The following is a 16,352-nucleotide window of genomic DNA, read 5'->3' as shown; positions in this document are numbered from 1 at the left end:
GGGGACAGTAGGCGCAGCCGGTGCCCGGACGCCTCCCCTTTTTCCGTGCGCGGGGCGATCCGCGGGGAGATCCGTGGGGGAGAATCGGCCCGTGACTGAGAAGATCGTCCTGGATCCGGACTCCGGCATCGCCCCGTACGAGCAACTGCGCACCCAGCTCTCCGAACTGGCCCGCTCCGGCGCGCTCCCCGTCGGCCACCGGCTCCCGACCGTACGCGGCTTCGCCGAGGAGCTGGGCCTCGCCGCCAACACCGTGGCCAAGGCCTACCGCGCGCTGGAGGCCGACGGCGTGATCGAGACCCGGGGGCGCAACGGGACGTTCATCGCGGCCGCCGGGGGAGCGGCCGAGCAGAAGGCGGCCGCCGCTGCGCAGAGCTACGCGGAGACCGCCCAGCGGCTCGGCCTGCCCCGGGACCGGGCGCTGTCGCTCGCGCAGGACGCGGTACGGGCCGCGTACACACGCTGAGGGGCCCCGAGCCCCCGAGCCTCGGCCACGTACACACGCTGACGGGGCCCGAGCCTCCAAGCCCGGCCGCGTACACGCTGACGGGACCCGCGCCCCCAAGCCCCCCCCCGCGCCTCCAAGCCCCCCGCGCCCACCCCCGTACCGGCTGCGGATCGCCCACCCCCGTACCGGCTACAGATACAGCCCCGCGTCCGCCCCCGCGTCCTGCTTCGGCACCGACGCGGGGCCGATGCCCCGGCGGAGCGCGTACAGCTCGGCGAGTGAGCTGCCCTCCCGGCCCACGCCCTCCCCCGTGCCCAGCCAGGCCACCGACTCCTGTCGGGTCAGCGGGCCCACTTCGATCCGGGCCAGGCAGCGCCCCGGCCGGACGACCGCCGGATGCAGCCGTTCCAGATCCTCGTTGGTGGTGACCCCCACGAGCACGTTCCGGCCCTGGCCGAGCAGACCGTCCGTCAGGTTCAGCAGCCGGGACAGGGCCTGGCCCGCGGTGTGCCTGGCCTCGCCCCGGATCAGCTCGTCGCAGTCCTCCAGGAGGAGCAGCCGCCACCGGCCCTTCTCCGTGCCGTCGTCCTCGCCGATCGCGATGTCCATCAGATAGCCGACGTCGTTGAAGAGCCGCTCCGGATCCAGTACGCAGTCGACCTGGCACCAGTCGCGCCAGGACCGGGCCAGAGTGCGCAGCGCGGACGTCTTGCCGGTGCCGGGCGGCCCGTGCAGCAGGAGCAGCCGGCCCGCGATGTCGTCCGGGGTGACCTTCATCAGCCGGTCCATGGCGTCGGCCACCGGGGCGGTGTAGTTGGGGCGGACCTCGTCCCAGCTCCCGGCGGTGATCCGCCGGGTGGTGCGGTAGGGGCCGCGGACGGGGGAGACGTACCAGAAGCCCATGGTGACGTTGTCGGGCTGCGCCTCCGGTTCGTCCCGGGCGCCGTCGGTCACCTCTCCGAGGACCTTCCGGGCCAGCTCGGCACTGGTCGCGGTGACCGTGACGTCCGCGCCCTGGTTCCACCGGGAGACCAGCAGGGTCCAGCCGTCGCCCTCGGCGAGCGTGGTGCTGCGGTTGTCGTCCCGGGCGACCCGGAGCACGGAGGCGTGCGGGGGCAGCAGGGGCGCCCCGGCCTTGATCCGGTCGAGGGAGGAGCTGTGGGAGTACGGCTGCTCGCCCGTCGTGAAGCGGCCGAGGAAGAGTGCGTCGATGACGTCGGAGGGGGAGTCGCTGTCATCGAGGGTGAGCCGGATCGGCAGAGCGGACTCGGGGTTGGCAGACATGGCGCCCATGATCCGGTACGGGACCCGCCCCGCGCACCGGATTTCCCCGGCCCGGCGGGCGCCCGCCGGGCCGCCACCGTACGCATCGAGGTGACGTACCACCACCGGCGCGTCAAGGCGCGCCCGTTGAACTCCAGGGGGCGGGCGGAAGCACTCACCACTTATTTTTGGCATGGACACTTCCAGCGGGCCCGGTGCGCTGCTACTACGGAGTAGCGCAGATATCCCCTGCTCAAGGAGTCCCCCCATGAAAATGTCCAGACTCGTGGCGTTCTCGTCCTCGCTCCTGCTCGGTGCCGCCCTCGCCCTGACCGGTGCGGGGATCGCGAACGCCGACGCCTCCGTCAAGGCCGTCGACTACGTAGCCCTCGGCGACTCGTACTCCTCCGGCGTCGGCGCCGGCAGCTACGACAGCGCCAGCGGCAACTGCAAGCGCAGCACCCGCGCCTTCCCCAGGCTCTGGGCCAACGCCAACTCCCCCTCCACCTTCGCCTTCACCGCCTGCTCGGGCGCCCGCACCAACGACGTCACCAGCAGTCAGCTCGGACCGCTCAACGCCTCCACCGACCTCGTCTCGATCTCCGTCGGCGGCAACGACGCGGGGTTTGCCGACGTCATGACGACCTGTGTGCTCCAGTCCGAGGCCACCTGCCTCAACCGCATCGCCACCGCCCGCGCCTACGTCGACTCCACCCTGCCCGGCCGGCTCGACTCCGTGTACTCCGCCATCAAGGCCAAGGCCCCCTCCGCCCGGGTCGTCGTCCTCGGCTACCCCCGCTTCTACCAGCTCAGCGGCAGCTGCGTGGCGGGCCTCAGTGAGCGCGAGCGCGCCGCCATCAATGCCGCCTCCGACCACCTGAACACCGCCACCGCCAAGCGCGCCGCCGACCACGGCTTCACCTTCGGTGACGTCAGGACGACCTTCACCGGACACGAGATCTGCTCCAGCAACTCGTGGTTGCACAGCGTGAACTGGCTCAACATCGGTGAGTCCTACCACCCCACCGCCGCCGGACAGTCGGGCGGCTATCTGCCCGTCTTCAACTCGGCTGCCTGACAAGCCAGTTGGTCCGTCAACCGGCTACCCGCGCGGGAGGTTCCGGACCCCGGGGCCTCCCGTTCCACCGAACAGGCCATCCGAACTGTCCGTAGTCGCCCGGGAATCGGGCGAATTCGGTAACTGGTCGTCAACCTCCGTATGTGTGTGCTCGATCCTGCGGGCGGGATACCCGTGTGTCACCGTGGGGAGATAGGGTTAACCTGCCCGGACCGGGTGCCCTCGTACGGGTGGGGAGTGACATGGAACAGATAACGGTGCGGAGCAGGCCGCGGGTGCCTGCCATCACATGCGGAAGCGGTGCGACCAGTACGCGCCTCGACCGCCATCTCGCGGTGCTCGGCGGCCCTGTCGTCCCGCAGCGCGAGTCGGCGGAAGCGACGCTGCTGATGCGCGAGCTGACCTCGCGTGATGCCGCGCACACCCGCCGGAGCAGGAGCGCCCGTGTGTCGCTCTTCGCCCCGCTGCGGCGACTGCGGCGTTCGCTCTTCGGCAGCCGCCGCTGACCGACGCAACGTCAGCCACTGGGCCGGCCCACCGCTCGGGGCGGCCCCTACCGCTCGGGGCGCCTCATCCTTCAGGGCGCCTCATCCTTGAGAGCGGCCCATCCTTCAGGGCGGCTCAGGCGATCACCCCGTCCCGGCGCAGCACCGATGTCTGTTCGTCCGTCATCCCCAGGGCTCGCAGCAGCGCATCGGTGTGTTCACCCAGCGCCGGTACGGCACCCATCCGAGGTTCCACCCCGCCCGGCAGCGTGATCGGCGGCAGCAGCGCCCGCAACGGCCCGACCGGTGAATCCACTTCCCGCCACCGGTCCCGCGCCGCGAGCTGCGGATGCGCCGCCACATCGGCCACCGTGTTCAGCCGGGCGCAGGCGATCCCCGCCGCCTCCAGCGCGTCCAGCGCCTCCCGGCCCGTCAGCCGTGCCAGCACCCGCCCCACCACCTCGTCGGTCCGCTTCCGGTTCGCGGTCCGCGCGGTGTTCGTCGCGAAGTCCGGGTCGTCGGCCAACTCCGGCAGCCCGAGCACCTGTTCGGCGAGCCGCCGCCACTCCCGGTCGTTCTGTACGGAGAGCAGCACCTGCCCGCCGTCCGCCGTGCCGTAGGCGTCGTACGGCGCGATCACCGAGTGCGCGAGCCCCGTACGCGGCGGGGGCGGCGCCCCGTGCATCCCCTGGTGCAGCGGGTGCCCCATCCACTCGGCCAGCGCGTCCAGCATGGAGACCTCCACCGGCCCGCCCCGCCCGGTCGTCCCCCGCCGCAGCAGCGCCGCCAGAACCCCGGAGAACGCGTACATGGCAGCCGCGATGTCCGCCGCCGGAATGCCCGCCTTCACCGGCTGCTCGGCGGTCCCGGTGACCGAGACCAGGCCCGCCTCGCACTGCACGAGCATGTCGTAGGCCCGCTTGTGCGCGTACGGTCCGCTCTCCCCGTACCCGGAGATGTCCACGGCCACCAGGCGCGGGTGCGCCGCACAGAGCGTGGCGGCGTCCAGCCCGAGCCGGGCCGCCGCGCCCTGGGCCAGGTTCTGGACGAACACATCGGCCCCGGCGACGAGTTCCCGCACCACCGCCAGACCGCGCGGGTCCTTCAGATCGACCGCCAGGGACTCCTTGCCCCGGTTGCACCAGACGAAGTGCGAGGCCAGACCGCGGGCGGCCGTGTCGTACCCGCGCGCGAAGTCGCCGCCGTCCGGGCGCTCCACCTTGATGACCCTGGCCCCGAGGTCGGCGAGCTGACGGGTGGCGAAGGGGGCGGCGACGGCCTGCTCGACGGCCACCACGGTGACGCCGTCGAGGGGGAGAGGCGATGTGTTCATGGCCCCGTGCTTACCCTGTGACCGGCGCATCTGCCACTCCCGCCCCCGCACAGCGGGCTCACAACAGGGCGAACTGCCCCTCCGGCCCCTCCTCCTGGTGGCCGAGCACCGAGGCGGGCAGCCGCGCGGCGGCCGGGACCGGCAGCACCCCGGCGACCCGCAGCTCCTCCCGGGTGATCAGGGGCACCTGCTCCAGCCGGGCCCACAGCTCCTCCTGCCGGGGCCGCAGGCCGTCCAGGAGAGCCAGTACGGAGATGAGCTCCAGCAGCTCCGAGGTCCACTCCCGGGTCCACCCGCGCGCCCCGACCGCATCGAGCCCGGCACCGTCGGGCCCGTCCGCTTCCGCCCCTTCGGGCACCGCGCCCACCGCTGCCGCCGCCCGGCGCCCGAACCAGAGCTCCAGCACCCGTACACCGCTCACCGTGAACTCCCAGGCCCCCGCCGGTACCGGCGAGATCCGGCCCTCGCCGATGACCAGGGCCTCGGCCTCCGCGTCGTACCCGATCCCGTCCGGCCGGGCCGGGAGCGCCGCCCGCACATAGGGCCTGCGCCCGCCCGGCAGCCGGGGGCGCTCCCCGTCCCGGGCCCCGCGCAACTGGATGCGTACCAGCTCACGGCCGAGCGACACCCCGGCCGCCCACACCCCGGCGTCGGCGGGCAGGAGCACCCGGCAGCCGGAGGGGGAGGGCCGGGCGGCGGCCAGGACCCAGGCCAGTACGGACTCGGGGGTGAGATCGTCGGTGCCCAGCCGGGTACGCAGCAGGTCCGGCAGGCCCGGTGCCAGGTTGGGGTCCATGGCGCCCGGCCGCCGGTACAGCGGGCGGATGCGGCCCGGCCGTCCGGCGGGGGAGTGCCCGTCGGGGAGCAGGTGGGTCACCGACAGGGCGGGCCCGGTGGCCCGGGAGACGTAACCGTGTTCGGCCACGAAGAGCTGCCGCTCGTCGCCGATCCGCCACAGCTCCGGGCGGGCCGCGTCGATCAGCCGGTGGTCGGGGAGCAGCCACTGCTCGTCGAACGGGCCGTGCGCGATCCGTACGGGGTCGGGGCAGGCACCCGGCTCGCGGGCGAAGCGGCCCGTCCCGGTGGACCGGCCGGGCAGCGCGGCGACCGGGGTGTGCGGTGTACGGGAGCGGGTGGGCCGGAACAGCCGGTCCTGCTCGGCGCCCTCGGCGGCGGCCAGGCGCTCCCAGCGGGCCCGGAGCGCGGCGGGGTCGGGGCCGCTCACCCAGGAGCGGCCGGTTCTCAGGGGCCGCACCGACCACGGCATCAGCTCGTCCAGCTCCACGGACCTCGCGTCCTCGCCCGATCCGGCCGCTGCCGCCGCCGTCCTGCGCGCTGCCACCGAGCCGTCCTCCCCAGTCCGCTGAACCTGTCCGGCGGCCCTGTCCGTCACCCCTGAACACCGTTCGCATCGTAACGGCGGGGGCGCGCGCCCGGGACCGGGGCCGGAGCTCCCTAGTGCGCCTCCACCGTCACGGAGAACGAGAACCGGTCGCCCCGGTAGCGGATGCGGGCCACATCCACCACGCGCCCCTCCTCGTCGTACGTCACGCCCGTGTAGTGCAGGATCGGGCTGAGCAGCGGGACCTGGAGGAGTTCGGCGGTGACCGGGTCGGCGAGCCGGGCCTCCACCGTGTCGGTGATCCGGGAGATCCGGACCCCGACGCCGTCGCGCAGCACCTTGGTCATCGGCCACCGTTCGAGGTCGGCCACGTCGATGCGGGCGGCGACCTCGGGGCGTACGGCGTTCTCCGCCCAGTTGGTCGGCTCACCGCTCTCGCCGTCGCGGCGCAGCCGCCGGTAGCTGACCACCTCGGCGCAGCCCGGGAAGAACTCCGCGAGATCGCCCGGCACCGGCACCGCCCCGTGCCCGAGGACCGTCGTCGCCTCCCCGGACTGCTGGGCGACGATCGCGTCGACCGACCCCAGCAGCCGGACCGGGGAGACCCGCCGGGCGCGCGGCTCGATGAACGTGCCGCGCCGCCGGTGCCTGCTGATCAGCCCCTCCGCCTCCAGCTCCTTCAGCGCCTGCCGCATGGTGAGCACGCTGACCCCGTAGTGCGCGGCGAGCTGCTCCTCGGTGGGCAGCCGGGGGGAGGCGTCCTGCGGGCGGCCGAGTATGGAGGCCCGCAGCGACTGGGAGACCTGGTACCAGAGCGGCAGCTTCCGGTTGAGGACGAGGGAGTCCGGGGCGAAGGCGGGCGAATGCGGCGGCCGGTCCACCGGGTTCACCTCGGGCCCGGACCCCGCCCGGGCGTCCGAGTCCCCGTGCGCAGCCTCCGCCCCGGTCGTCGTCTCATGGCTCTCCGTCACGTCGTCCCCGTCCCGTCCTCCGGGCCCCTCCGCCCGCCTGGCCGACTGTTTCTACGGCTTCTACGGCTTCTATGGCTTCTATGGCTTCTCGGCTTCTATGGCTTCTACGGCCGGAAGTTGCGGCTCAGACCCTGCCACACGTCGTCGTACCCGCGCTGCAGGTGGTCGGCCCCCGCCGCCTGTGCGGTCGCCGTGACGGGCCAGCGGGTCTCGAACATGAACGCCAGACCGTCGTCGATCTTCTGCGGCTTCAGCTCCGCCGCGCTCGCCCGGTCGAAGGTCTCACGGTCCGGTCCATGGGCCGACATCATGTTGTGCAGCGAGCCGCCGCCGGGGACGAAGCCCTCCGCCTTCGCGTCGTAGGCGCCGTCGATCAGCCCCATGTACTCGCTCATCACGTTCCGGTGGAAGTACGGCGGCCGGAAGGTGTCCTCGCCGACCAGCCAGCGCGGGGCGAAGACGACGAAGTCGACACCGGCCAGTCCGGGGGTGTCGGACGGCGAGGTCAGGACCGTGAAGATCGAGGGGTCCGGGTGGTCGTAGCTGATCGAGCCGATCACGTTGAACCGGTGCAGGTCGTAGACGTACGGAGTGTGGTTCCCGTGCCAGGCGACCACGTCGAGCGGCGAGTGGCCGTACGTCGCCGACCAGAGGTTCCCGCAGAACTTGTTCACCACCTCCACCGGCCGGTCGTCGTCCTCGTACGCAGCGACGGGGGCGAGGAAGTCCCGGGCGTTCGCGAGCCCGTTGGCGCCGATCGGCCCCAGGTCCGGGAGCACGAACGGCTTGCCGTAGTTCTCGCAGACGTACCCGCGTGCTGTCTCGTCCAGCAGCTCCACCCGGAAGCGGACGCCACGCGGGATCAGCGCGATGTGGCCCGGTTCGGCGCGCAGCAGGCCCAGTTCGGTACGGAGCAGCAGGCCGCCGCGCTCCGGGACGATCAGCAGCTCGCCGTCGGAGTCGCTGAACACCCGGTCCACCATGGAGGAGTTGGCGTGGTAGAGGTGGATCGCCATACCGGTGCGCTGTGCCGCGTCACCGTTGCCGCCGAGGGTCCACAGCCCGCTGACGAAGTCCGTGCCCGGCGCGGGGTCGGGCAGCGGGTTCCAGCGGAGCCGGTTCGGGTCCGGTACGGACTCGGTGAAGGGCGCCGTGCGCAGACCGCCGTTGTCGGTCCGGGTGAAGGCCGGGTGTACGGCGGAGGGGCGGATCCGGTAGAGCCAGGAGCGGCGGTTGTCCGCGCGGGGCTCAGTGAAGGCGGAGCCGCTCAGCTGCTCCGCGTAGAGGCCGAGGGGGGCGCGCTGGGGTGAGTTGCGGCCGTGCGGCAGCGCCCCCGGAACCGCCTCCGAGCTGTGCTCGTTGCCGAAACCGGAGGAGTACGTCAGCCCCTCCGCCGTCTTCCTCGCTGTCTTCCTCGCCTGTTCGATGCCGCTCATCCCGCACTCCCGGTGCCCATGAAGCCCTTGAATCCGCCGGACAACGAATCCTATGGGACACCGTAGGAATAAGGGGCGGGGCGCGTCAACGGCATGAGGTGCGCCATTCGGGGTGCGGCGAGTCCAGGGGGGCGAGTCCAGGGCGCGCGGGGCGGCCGAGGGGCATCGCGGGAGGTCCCCGGGCGGCCCGCCGGAGGGTCACGGCATCATGGAACCGTGCCCCACCCGAATCCGAACCTCCGCCGCGCCCCCGTGCAGCAGCGCAGCGCCGACCGGCTCGCCCGGATACTCGACGCCTGCGCCGGACTGCTCGACGAGATCGGCTACGAGCAGCTCTCCACCCGTGACGTCGCGCTGCGCGCCGAGGTGCCCATCGGCTCCGTCTACCGCTTCTTCTCCAACAAGCGGGCCCTCGTCGACGCCCTCGCGCTCCGCAATCTGGACCTCTACGCCGGGCGCATCACCGACCGGCTCGCAGCGATCCCCGCCGACGACTGGCGTGGGGCCATCGACGCGGTGCTGGACGAGTACCTGGCAATGAAGCGGACGGTGCCCGGCTTCGCCCTGGTCGACTTCGGGCCCCCGGCCCCGGCTCCGGACCGGAACGCGGAGGACGACGCCAACCGCCGCCTCGCGGGCCGGCTCACCGAGCTCCTCGCCGGGCACCTGGGCCGCGACCCCGGCCCGGAGCTGCTGCGGGCCATCCTGGTGAGCGTGGAGGCGGCGGACGCGCTGCTCCAGCTCGCCTTCCGTACGGACCCGTCGGGCGATCCGGCGATCGTCGCCGAGACCCGGACGCTGGTACGGGCGTACCTCGCGCAGATCCTGGACTGAGGGGGCGGGGAGCGAGGCCGTGAGGCTGGGGAGGTTGGGAGCGAGCCCGCGAGGCTGAGAGGGCGGGGCGCGAGGCCGCGAGCCTGAGGGGGCCGGGCGCGAGCCCGTGAAAGCCCCGGTCTTCCCGCACCTCCCCACCATGCGTACCGGTCGGTATGCTCGCCGTGCCGTCACTGTCGTCACCGTCACCTGTCACAGTCACCGCCGTCGCCCGGGGAGGGCCCATGTCCCACGCATCCCGTACCGCACCGCGTATCTGCCCTCTCTGCGAAGCCACCTGCGGCCTCACCCTCACCATCGAGGGGACCACCGTCACGGGTGCGCGCGGTGACCGCGACGACATCTTCAGCCGGGGCTTCATCTGCCCCAAGGGAGCGTCCTTCGGGGGCCTGGACGCCGACCCCGACCGACTGCGCGCCCCGCTCGTGCGCGGGGAGGACGGGGAGCTGCGGGAGGCGGGCTGGGACGAGGCGTTCGACCGGATCGCCGCCCGCATACCGGCCCTGACCGAGGCCCACGGCCCGCAGTCCGTCGGGGTGGTGCTCGGCAACCCCAACGTCCACACCATGGCGGGCGCCCTCTACCCGCCCCTGCTGCTCGCCGCCCTGCGCACCCGCAACGTGTTCACGGCGAGCACCCTGGACCAGATGCCCAAGCACGTCTCCAGCGGGCTGCTCTTCGGCGACGCGCACGCCATCCCCGTACCGGATCTCGACCGCACCGACCACCTCCTCCTGATCGGCGCCAACCCGCTGGAGTCCAACGGCAGCCTCTGCACGGCCCCCGACTTCCCCGGCCGGCTGAAGGCGCTGCGGCGGCGCGGCGGCACCCTCACCGTCATCGACCCGCGCCGCACCCGTACCGCCCGCCTGGCCGACCGGCATGTGGCGATCCGGCCGGGGGCCGACGCGCTGCTGCTCGCCGCGATGGCCCATGTGCTCATCGAGGAGAAGCTCGCCGACCCGGGCCCGCTCGCCGGGCACCTGGAGGGAACGGACGAACTCGCCGCCGCCCTGGCCGACTTCACCCCGGACGCGGTCGCCGCCGCCTGCGACGTGGACGCGGCCACCATCACCGCCCTCGCCCATGAGCTGGCCGCCGCCCCCACCGCCGCCGTCTACGGGCGGATCGGCAGCTGCACCGTCGAGCACGGGACCCTCGCCAGCTGGCTGGTGGACGTCCTCAACATCCTGACCGGCAACCTCGACCGCCCCGGCGGCGCGCTGTTCCCGCTCTCCGCGACGGCCCGGGCACCGCACCCCGCCACCCTCGGCAAGAACTCCACCCCCGGAGCGCCGGGCGAAGCCGCCCACGGCGCCCCGCGCGAGCCCGCCCCCGGGACCCGTAAAGCCACCCCCGGCAAGGGCTTCGCCCTCGGTCGCTGGGCGAGCCGGGTCTCCGGCCACCCCGAGGCCAAGGGCGAACTCCCCACCGCCGCCCTGGCCGAGGAGATCGAGACGCCGGGCGAGGGCCGCATCCGCGCCCTGATCGTGCTCGCCGCCAACCCCGTCCTCTCCGCCCCCGACGGCGACCGGCTCGATGCCGCCCTCGCCGGTCACCTCGACTTCATGGTCAGCGTCGACCCGTACCTGAACGAGACCTCCCGCCACGCGGACGTCGTCCTGCCCCCGCCGCCACCCTCACAGAGCGCCCACTTCGACTTCGCGTTCAACTCCTTCGCCGTGCACAACCAGGTCCGCTACACCCGCGCCCCCATCCCCCTGGAGGACGGGCGGATGGACGAGAGCGAGATCCACGCCCGGCTGATCCTCGCGGTGAGCGGAATGCACGGCGCCCCGCCCTCCGCCGTCGACGACCTGGCCATCACCACCGCGATGACCAGGGCCGGGGCCCCGCCGGAGCTGGCCGCCGACCTCACCGGGCGCAGCGGCCCCGAACGGCGTCTGGACCTCATGCTGCGGCTCGGCCCGTACGGTCTGACGCTGGACGAACTCCTCGCCCACCCGCACGGCATCGACCTCGGCCCGCTGAAGCCCCGCCTCCCGGAGATCCTGCGCACCCGCTCCGGCCGCATCGAACTGCTCCCCGCCCCGATCGCCGCCGATCTGCCGCGCCTGCGCCGGGCGTTGGGCGACCGGCCCGCCCCGCTCGTCCTCGTGGGCCGACGCCATCTGCGCTCCAACAACAGCTGGATGCACAACGTCGGTTCACTGACCGGCGGGTCCAACGTCTGCACCCTCCAGATCCACCCCGACGACGCGGCCCGGCTCGGGCTCGCGGACGGGACCACCGTACGGATCGAGTCGGCGGGCGGCGGGATCGAGGCCCCGGCCGAGATCACGGACACCGTACGCAGCGGAGTGGTGAGCCTCCCGCACGGCTGGGGCCACAGCCGCCCCGGCACCCGGATGTCGGTAGCCGCCGCCCACCCGGGGGCAAACGTCAACCAGCTGCTCGACGGCACTCTCCTGGACCCGCTGTCCGGCACCGCCGTACTCAACGCCATCCCGGTCACGGTGACCCCGCAGGGCTGAAGCGTTCTCGCCTGGCGGGATGAGTAGTTGGCTGTGATCGTGCGCGTTCGGCCTGGTGGGCCTGGTGGTCATACGACGGACGCGACCTCTGGTGATCAAGGTGTCTGAAGCCAATGATCGTTCAGGTGTCGCGTCCGCATGTCGGTTTCCACGATCGAGGTTCTGTCCTGCCACTGTGCCCGCGATGCGGACTTGCCGACTGCGGATTCGGTGGAGCTCTTGGCCCTTGCAGAGGTGTTGGAAGGTCTTCCGGGTCCGTGTCGATGTCAGGGTCGCCGTTATCGTCTGGGGGCCTTGCTCGCGTTCTGTACCGTCGTGGCCGTCCTGGTGGCGATCGCTCGGTTCGTGGCCGCTGCTCCGCCCGGGATCCGCGCCTGTGTCGGGCTGGGGCCGAGGGTTCCCCGCGCCTGGGCCTTGGGGCGCGCCTGTTTGCCCGGATCGACGCCGACGTCCTGGACCGGGCTGTCGGAGACCGGCTCGTCGGCCGCGTCGAACCGGCCGAAGGGCTGTGAGCCCTTCGAGGAGAAGAACGCCCACTGCATTGCTGGTCAAGGCCGACCATCCCGACCTTCAAGCGGTGGTGGGGCAGCTGCCCGGCGGGACGTTCCGCTCCTGGACAAGACGTGCCAGACCGGTCACGGCCGCGACGAGATCCGCCGGCTCAAGGCCGCCACGGTCACCCGATCGCCTTCCCGCACGCCGTGCAGGCGCTTCAGGTCGTGCGGCCGCCGACGCGACATACGTACCGGCAAAGTCACCATCGAGCGCGTCTACGCCGTCATCAGCCTGACCGCCGAGCAGGGCCACTGCGTCCCAACCTGCCGAGGCCGCAGGCGGGCACCGGCAAGTGGAGGCATTGCACCACGTCCGTGACACCACCCTCCACAAGGACGCCCGCCGCGTGCGTACCGGTAACACTCCCCGAGCCCTGGCCACCTTCCGCAACCCCACGATCGCCCTGGCCAACCTCGTCCGCTGGAGCAATCACCCGGAATCGGAAGCCGCAGATCACCACCGGTCACGTCCCGACCACGCACTCGACCTGGTCACACACCCATCAGCCGAGAACGCTCAGCCACTGGGTTCAGGATGACTCCGACGTCGTGACCAGCGGTTACAGGAATACTCTTTTAGCTGGAATTGATCATTCCTAAATGTCGTACGTATGTTCTATTGTAAATTCCTGAGAGGGGAGTTAATACTGAGATCTCGATCCGGGCTTGACCCGCCCATGGATAGACTTTCGCGCATCCCTGAAAGCGGAGCCGCAGCAACCCCTTTCAGCGCCAGGAGTTCAGGATCGGACGAGTTCGGCGGCATCGGATTAGCGCCCGGTATCCGCGAGTTCAAACGGCCGCCAAGTTACTTACGGCTCAGGGCCCAGGGTGGCGAAATGACGCGCATGGGAGGTATGGGGAAGTCGTGGATCTGGGTAAATGCTTTGGTCGGCTCGCGTGGACGATGACATATTTATGTCAGCGGATGCCCTATTCGGCGGTCTCGGTGGTGACTCTCACCTCTCTGGCGAGAATCAATAGATCTCGCTTCTACCAGCTGTACCAGAGCAAGGAAGGGCTGGTAAACAGCATCCTCGATCACGACCTCAAAGAAGCCTCGCAAGGCACTCATGAACCAGCACTGTTCCTCTCCAGGCTGCTCAAGAAGATGCATCTACGGTCCGCCCTCTATCGGACGATACTGTGCGAGGCGGAAACAAGAGGCGAGCGAGAAATAGCGGCTAAATTTCTCGAAAAACTGCTTGATTGCCTCGCTGAGGATCAATTGGATTGTTCTGTGCGGCGGCGCAGTATGCTGTCAGGATTAGGGGGGCTGCTAGCCGGCTGGCTCGAATCCGACAAGCATCCCGATAAGGATGCACTATCTGAGTGGTTCGTGGAAATGAGTCAGCTGTCAGTAAGGACTGAACGTGATTCCACTCCAACGGTCGCCTCTTCCAGCATCGAGAAAAATTTGGCTCAGGGCCTTACGGCAGTGGTGGGGGCGAGGTAACCAGCTCCGACGCCTGCGGGGTGAGGCAAAACTCGCCGGCTCGCTACTGGAGTTCCAGCGGACTTGCTTCCTCGCGTCTGCAGCAGAACTTGGCATCCTTCCGCTACTCGGTCAACCTGGTGCGACGCTCGCTGCTTTGAACAAGGTCAGCGGTGTGTCGCACGAGAACCTCGAAGCATTCGTCAGAGCAGGCGTTGAGTTGCACGTTCTCGGGCAGCGCGAGGATCGTTACGAGCTGAAGGGCTGGGCGCGATTCCTCTCATACGAATCAGAGGTAGCGACGGTTGGGCGGCTGCGCGAGACCTACCGTTTGGACTGCCAGGTCTGGGCGGAGTCGGCCGACATCCTCCGAGACGGTGGATCAGCCAACCCGCTTGAAAGGGCCGGACCAGCGGTATCCGCTGCCTCGCATGCGCTGGACGACTGCATAACACCTGTACTCGAGGCTCTTGTTCTGCCAATCACAGGGCGAATACTGGATGTGGGTTGTGGTGATTGCGGCCACCTCCTCAGCGTTCTGGGCAAGCATCCCGACTGGAGTGGCGTCGGCCTTGATATGGACCCGTCCGTCGTGCATATCGCCAACGAGGAAGCCCGCAAGAATGATCTGAGTCACCGCATGCGGGTCATACTGGGGACTCTGAGCGATATCGACGATCAAGAGCAGTTCGATGCGATTCTTGGTCTGCAGATGATCTATTACGTCGCCCCCGCAGTCCGCATGGATTTCTTCCAGCGCATCCATGAGCTCTTGAACAACGGCGGTGCATTCATCCTTGTCTTTCTCACGGCGTCTCGTGACCCGATGACAGCACAGTACTCGCTACTCTTTCGGCTGAGCGATGGACTGTGGCCACCGCCAGCCTCGGCCGACATAGTGAGTGAACTCGAACAGGTAGGTTTCTCTCAGACAGAAACACGGTCCTTGACCCCCGGAGGCAGCGCCGTTGCGGTGGTGGCTCACAAATGAGTACCGCGTTTTCCGCTGACAACTCGGCTGCCCGTGCGGTCGTGTACCTGTGCTCGCGAAGGTGGGGCGTCGCGCATCTGCTGGAATACCGAACCGAGACGCAAAAGCGACTGGGGATCCCCATGCGCGATGGGGTCCGGTTGATGGCCGACGTCGTTCGGCCGACAGGTGCTCCACGTTCGGACGAGACCCAGCCGGTTGTGATCATCAGGACTCCGTACGGACGAAGGGCCCTCGGAACCGGACTCACCGCACGACTCCTCGCCAGTACCGGAGTCATGGTTGTGGTGGTGTCCTGCCGGGGCACGTTTGACTCCGAAGGCCGGTTCGAACCCTTCGTCAATGAGGCAGCAGACGGTTGCGACACGCTTCAATGGGTACGCGCCCAGAGCTGGGGGAAGGACCGGCGGATCGTGCTGTGGGGCGCCAGCTACGAGGGATACAACCAGTGGGCTCTCGCCGCACAGCAGGAGACCGACGTCTCGGCCTGCGTGGTCCAACTGGGCGCATCATCGATGCGCGACGGGTTCGTCTACCAGCACGGAGCTCTCGCGATTGCCGATGTCTTGGCCTGGGTTCGGATCGTTCGCGCACAAAGTTCGCTCCTGCGGTTGGCAACCGACTTCAGAGCGACGTCCCGAGAGCGTCGAGCGGCAGAACAACTGCCGTACTCCTCCATGGACGAACGTGCCGGCTACGGTCAGGTTGATTGGTTCAGGGACTGGGCCGCCCATGGACCCGAGGACCCCTGGTGGCTTGTCACGGAACACCGGAACGCCGCCGCGCGGAACGAGAACACTACCTGGCACGTCACCGCCGGATGGCATGACGTCTACCTTCAAGCGGCTCTCAAAGATTACGAGACCCTGATCAAAGAAGGTCGGTCCGTCCGGCTCGTGGTGGGCCCATGGAAACACATGGACAGCAACTATCTCCGCCACGTACTTCCGGAGTCGCTGGAGCTCACAAAGGGCATGCGTATTGAATCGGGAGCAAGAATCTGGGTTACCGGTGAACGCCCGGGATGGTCCGAGTGGAACGTCTGGCCTCCACTATCCTCGGAACTGACTCTCCACATTCATCAAGAACGGCTCCATGAAGACCCACCGGGAACTGCCAGCACAAGCAGACTGGTTCTCGAGGACCAACCCACTCCAGCCGTCGGGGGAATCAGAGCCTTCCTTCCTCAGTCACCTGTATGTGACAACAGCAAACGTGAGCAGCGCGAGGATGTCCGCGTCTACACTTGGGAATCCCTCAGCGAGTCACTTCTTGTGATGGGCACACCTGAGGTCGAGCTTGCTCTGAGGGCTGCTTCAGCAGGCCATTTGGACATACACGTCAGGATGTGCGAGGTCAACCGAAAGGGAAAGTCACTGTTTGTGTCGGAAGGGTTCTGCCGTACCAGCATCCCGGAGACACTGACACGACAGGTCACCATCCCTTTGGCCCCCCTCGCGCACAGATTCGCGTCAGGGTCCCGCATTCGACTACAAGTTGCAACGGGCTCTTTCCCGACCTGGGGTCCTCACCCGGGGAGTGATGGTTCCGGCAAGGACGTGCTTCAGGAATGGGAAGTCGTTCATGAGGCACTAGCAGTGTCGGGGGGGGGGGGGGGGGCCTGCGTCTCCGGGCCCCCCACGGTGCACCACACGAACAAACAACAAAAAGACGCAAGATAATCGAA

At 69.7% G+C, this 16,352-nt stretch carries 13 protein-coding genes; 8 read left to right on the top strand and 5 right to left on the bottom strand.

The annotated features are described in order from the left end of the window. The first annotated feature begins 91 nt into the window (after positions 1 to 91). Positions 92 to 466 (top strand): GntR family transcriptional regulator, encoded by a 375-nt coding sequence (locus ACFW9Z_RS34325; protein WP_384647232.1) that lies wholly within the window; start codon positions 92 to 94, stop codon positions 464 to 466. Positions 467 to 637: 171 nt separating this feature from the next. On the opposite strand, the gene ACFW9Z_RS34320 is transcribed toward ACFW9Z_RS34325, so the two are convergent. After that, on the bottom strand, positions 638 to 1,732 hold the full coding sequence (locus tag ACFW9Z_RS34320; RefSeq protein WP_384647230.1) for a DUF5925 domain-containing protein: 1,095 nt from the start codon (positions 1,730 to 1,732) through the stop codon (positions 638 to 640). A 247-nt stretch (positions 1,733 to 1,979) separates the two neighbouring features. On the opposite strand from ACFW9Z_RS34320, the gene ACFW9Z_RS34315 reads away from it, so the two are divergent. After that, positions 1,980 to 2,789 (top strand): SGNH/GDSL hydrolase family protein, encoded by an 810-nt coding sequence (locus ACFW9Z_RS34315; protein WP_384647228.1) that lies wholly within the window; start codon positions 1,980 to 1,982, stop codon positions 2,787 to 2,789. A 242-nt stretch (positions 2,790 to 3,031) separates the two neighbouring features. Further along, positions 3,032 to 3,295, top strand: a complete 264-nt coding sequence (locus tag ACFW9Z_RS34310) for a hypothetical protein (protein WP_003970092.1) — start codon at positions 3,032 to 3,034, stop codon at positions 3,293 to 3,295. A gap of 115 nt (positions 3,296 to 3,410) precedes the next feature. Here ACFW9Z_RS34310 and ACFW9Z_RS34305 read toward each other — a convergent pair whose 3' ends face one another. From ACFW9Z_RS34305 to hmgA, 4 genes are all read right to left on the bottom strand, one after another. Then, positions 3,411 to 4,607, bottom strand: coding sequence for a CaiB/BaiF CoA transferase family protein (locus ACFW9Z_RS34305; RefSeq protein WP_384647226.1), 1,197 nt, complete (start codon positions 4,605 to 4,607; stop codon positions 3,411 to 3,413). A gap of 58 nt (positions 4,608 to 4,665) precedes the next feature. After that, positions 4,666 to 5,949 carry a type ISP restriction/modification enzyme gene (locus ACFW9Z_RS34300; protein ID WP_384647224.1) on the bottom strand — a complete coding sequence of 428 codons (1,284 nt, stop codon included), beginning with the start codon at positions 5,947 to 5,949 and terminating at the stop codon, positions 4,666 to 4,668. A 113-nt stretch (positions 5,950 to 6,062) separates the two neighbouring features. Next, positions 6,063 to 6,920: a GntR family transcriptional regulator gene (locus tag ACFW9Z_RS34295; RefSeq protein ID WP_384647222.1), complete on the bottom strand. Its 858-nt coding sequence runs from the start codon at positions 6,918 to 6,920 to the stop codon at positions 6,063 to 6,065. A 104-nt stretch (positions 6,921 to 7,024) separates the two neighbouring features. Next, positions 7,025 to 8,356 carry a homogentisate 1,2-dioxygenase gene (hmgA, locus tag ACFW9Z_RS34290; protein ID WP_384647219.1) on the bottom strand — a complete coding sequence of 444 codons (1,332 nt, stop codon included), beginning with the start codon at positions 8,354 to 8,356 and terminating at the stop codon, positions 7,025 to 7,027. Positions 8,357 to 8,572: 216 nt separating this feature from the next. Here hmgA and ACFW9Z_RS34285 point away from each other — a divergent pair, with 216 nt between their 5' ends. From ACFW9Z_RS34285 to ACFW9Z_RS34265, 5 genes are all read left to right on the top strand, one after another. Beyond that, the gene (locus tag ACFW9Z_RS34285) at positions 8,573 to 9,190 is read left to right on the top strand and encodes a TetR family transcriptional regulator (protein ID WP_384647217.1); all 618 of its coding nucleotides are present in this window, start codon (positions 8,573 to 8,575) and stop codon (positions 9,188 to 9,190) included. Between the two features lie 224 nt (positions 9,191 to 9,414). Next, complete coding sequence (locus ACFW9Z_RS34280; protein WP_384647214.1) at positions 9,415 to 11,685, top strand: molybdopterin-dependent oxidoreductase; 2,271 nt, start codon at positions 9,415 to 9,417, stop codon at positions 11,683 to 11,685. Between the two features lie 1,422 nt (positions 11,686 to 13,107). Beyond that, positions 13,108 to 13,695, top strand: coding sequence for a hypothetical protein (locus ACFW9Z_RS34275; RefSeq protein WP_384647211.1), 588 nt, complete (start codon positions 13,108 to 13,110; stop codon positions 13,693 to 13,695). A 136-nt stretch (positions 13,696 to 13,831) separates the two neighbouring features. After that, the gene (locus ACFW9Z_RS34270) at positions 13,832 to 14,665 is read left to right on the top strand and encodes an SAM-dependent methyltransferase (protein WP_384647208.1); all 834 of its coding nucleotides are present in this window, start codon (positions 13,832 to 13,834) and stop codon (positions 14,663 to 14,665) included. Continuing rightward, entirely contained in the window at positions 14,662 to 16,347 is a 1,686-nt protein-coding gene (locus tag ACFW9Z_RS34265) for a CocE/NonD family hydrolase (RefSeq protein WP_384647207.1), read from the top strand. The genes ACFW9Z_RS34270 and ACFW9Z_RS34265 overlap by 4 nt, the downstream gene beginning before the upstream one ends. Positions 16,348 to 16,352 lie beyond the last annotated feature (5 nt).

Source organism: Streptomyces sp. NPDC059452 (assembly GCF_042750035.1).
GTDB lineage: Bacteria > Actinomycetota > Actinomycetes > Streptomycetales > Streptomycetaceae > Streptomyces.
This window is presented reverse-complemented; position numbering and strand designations above follow the sequence as displayed.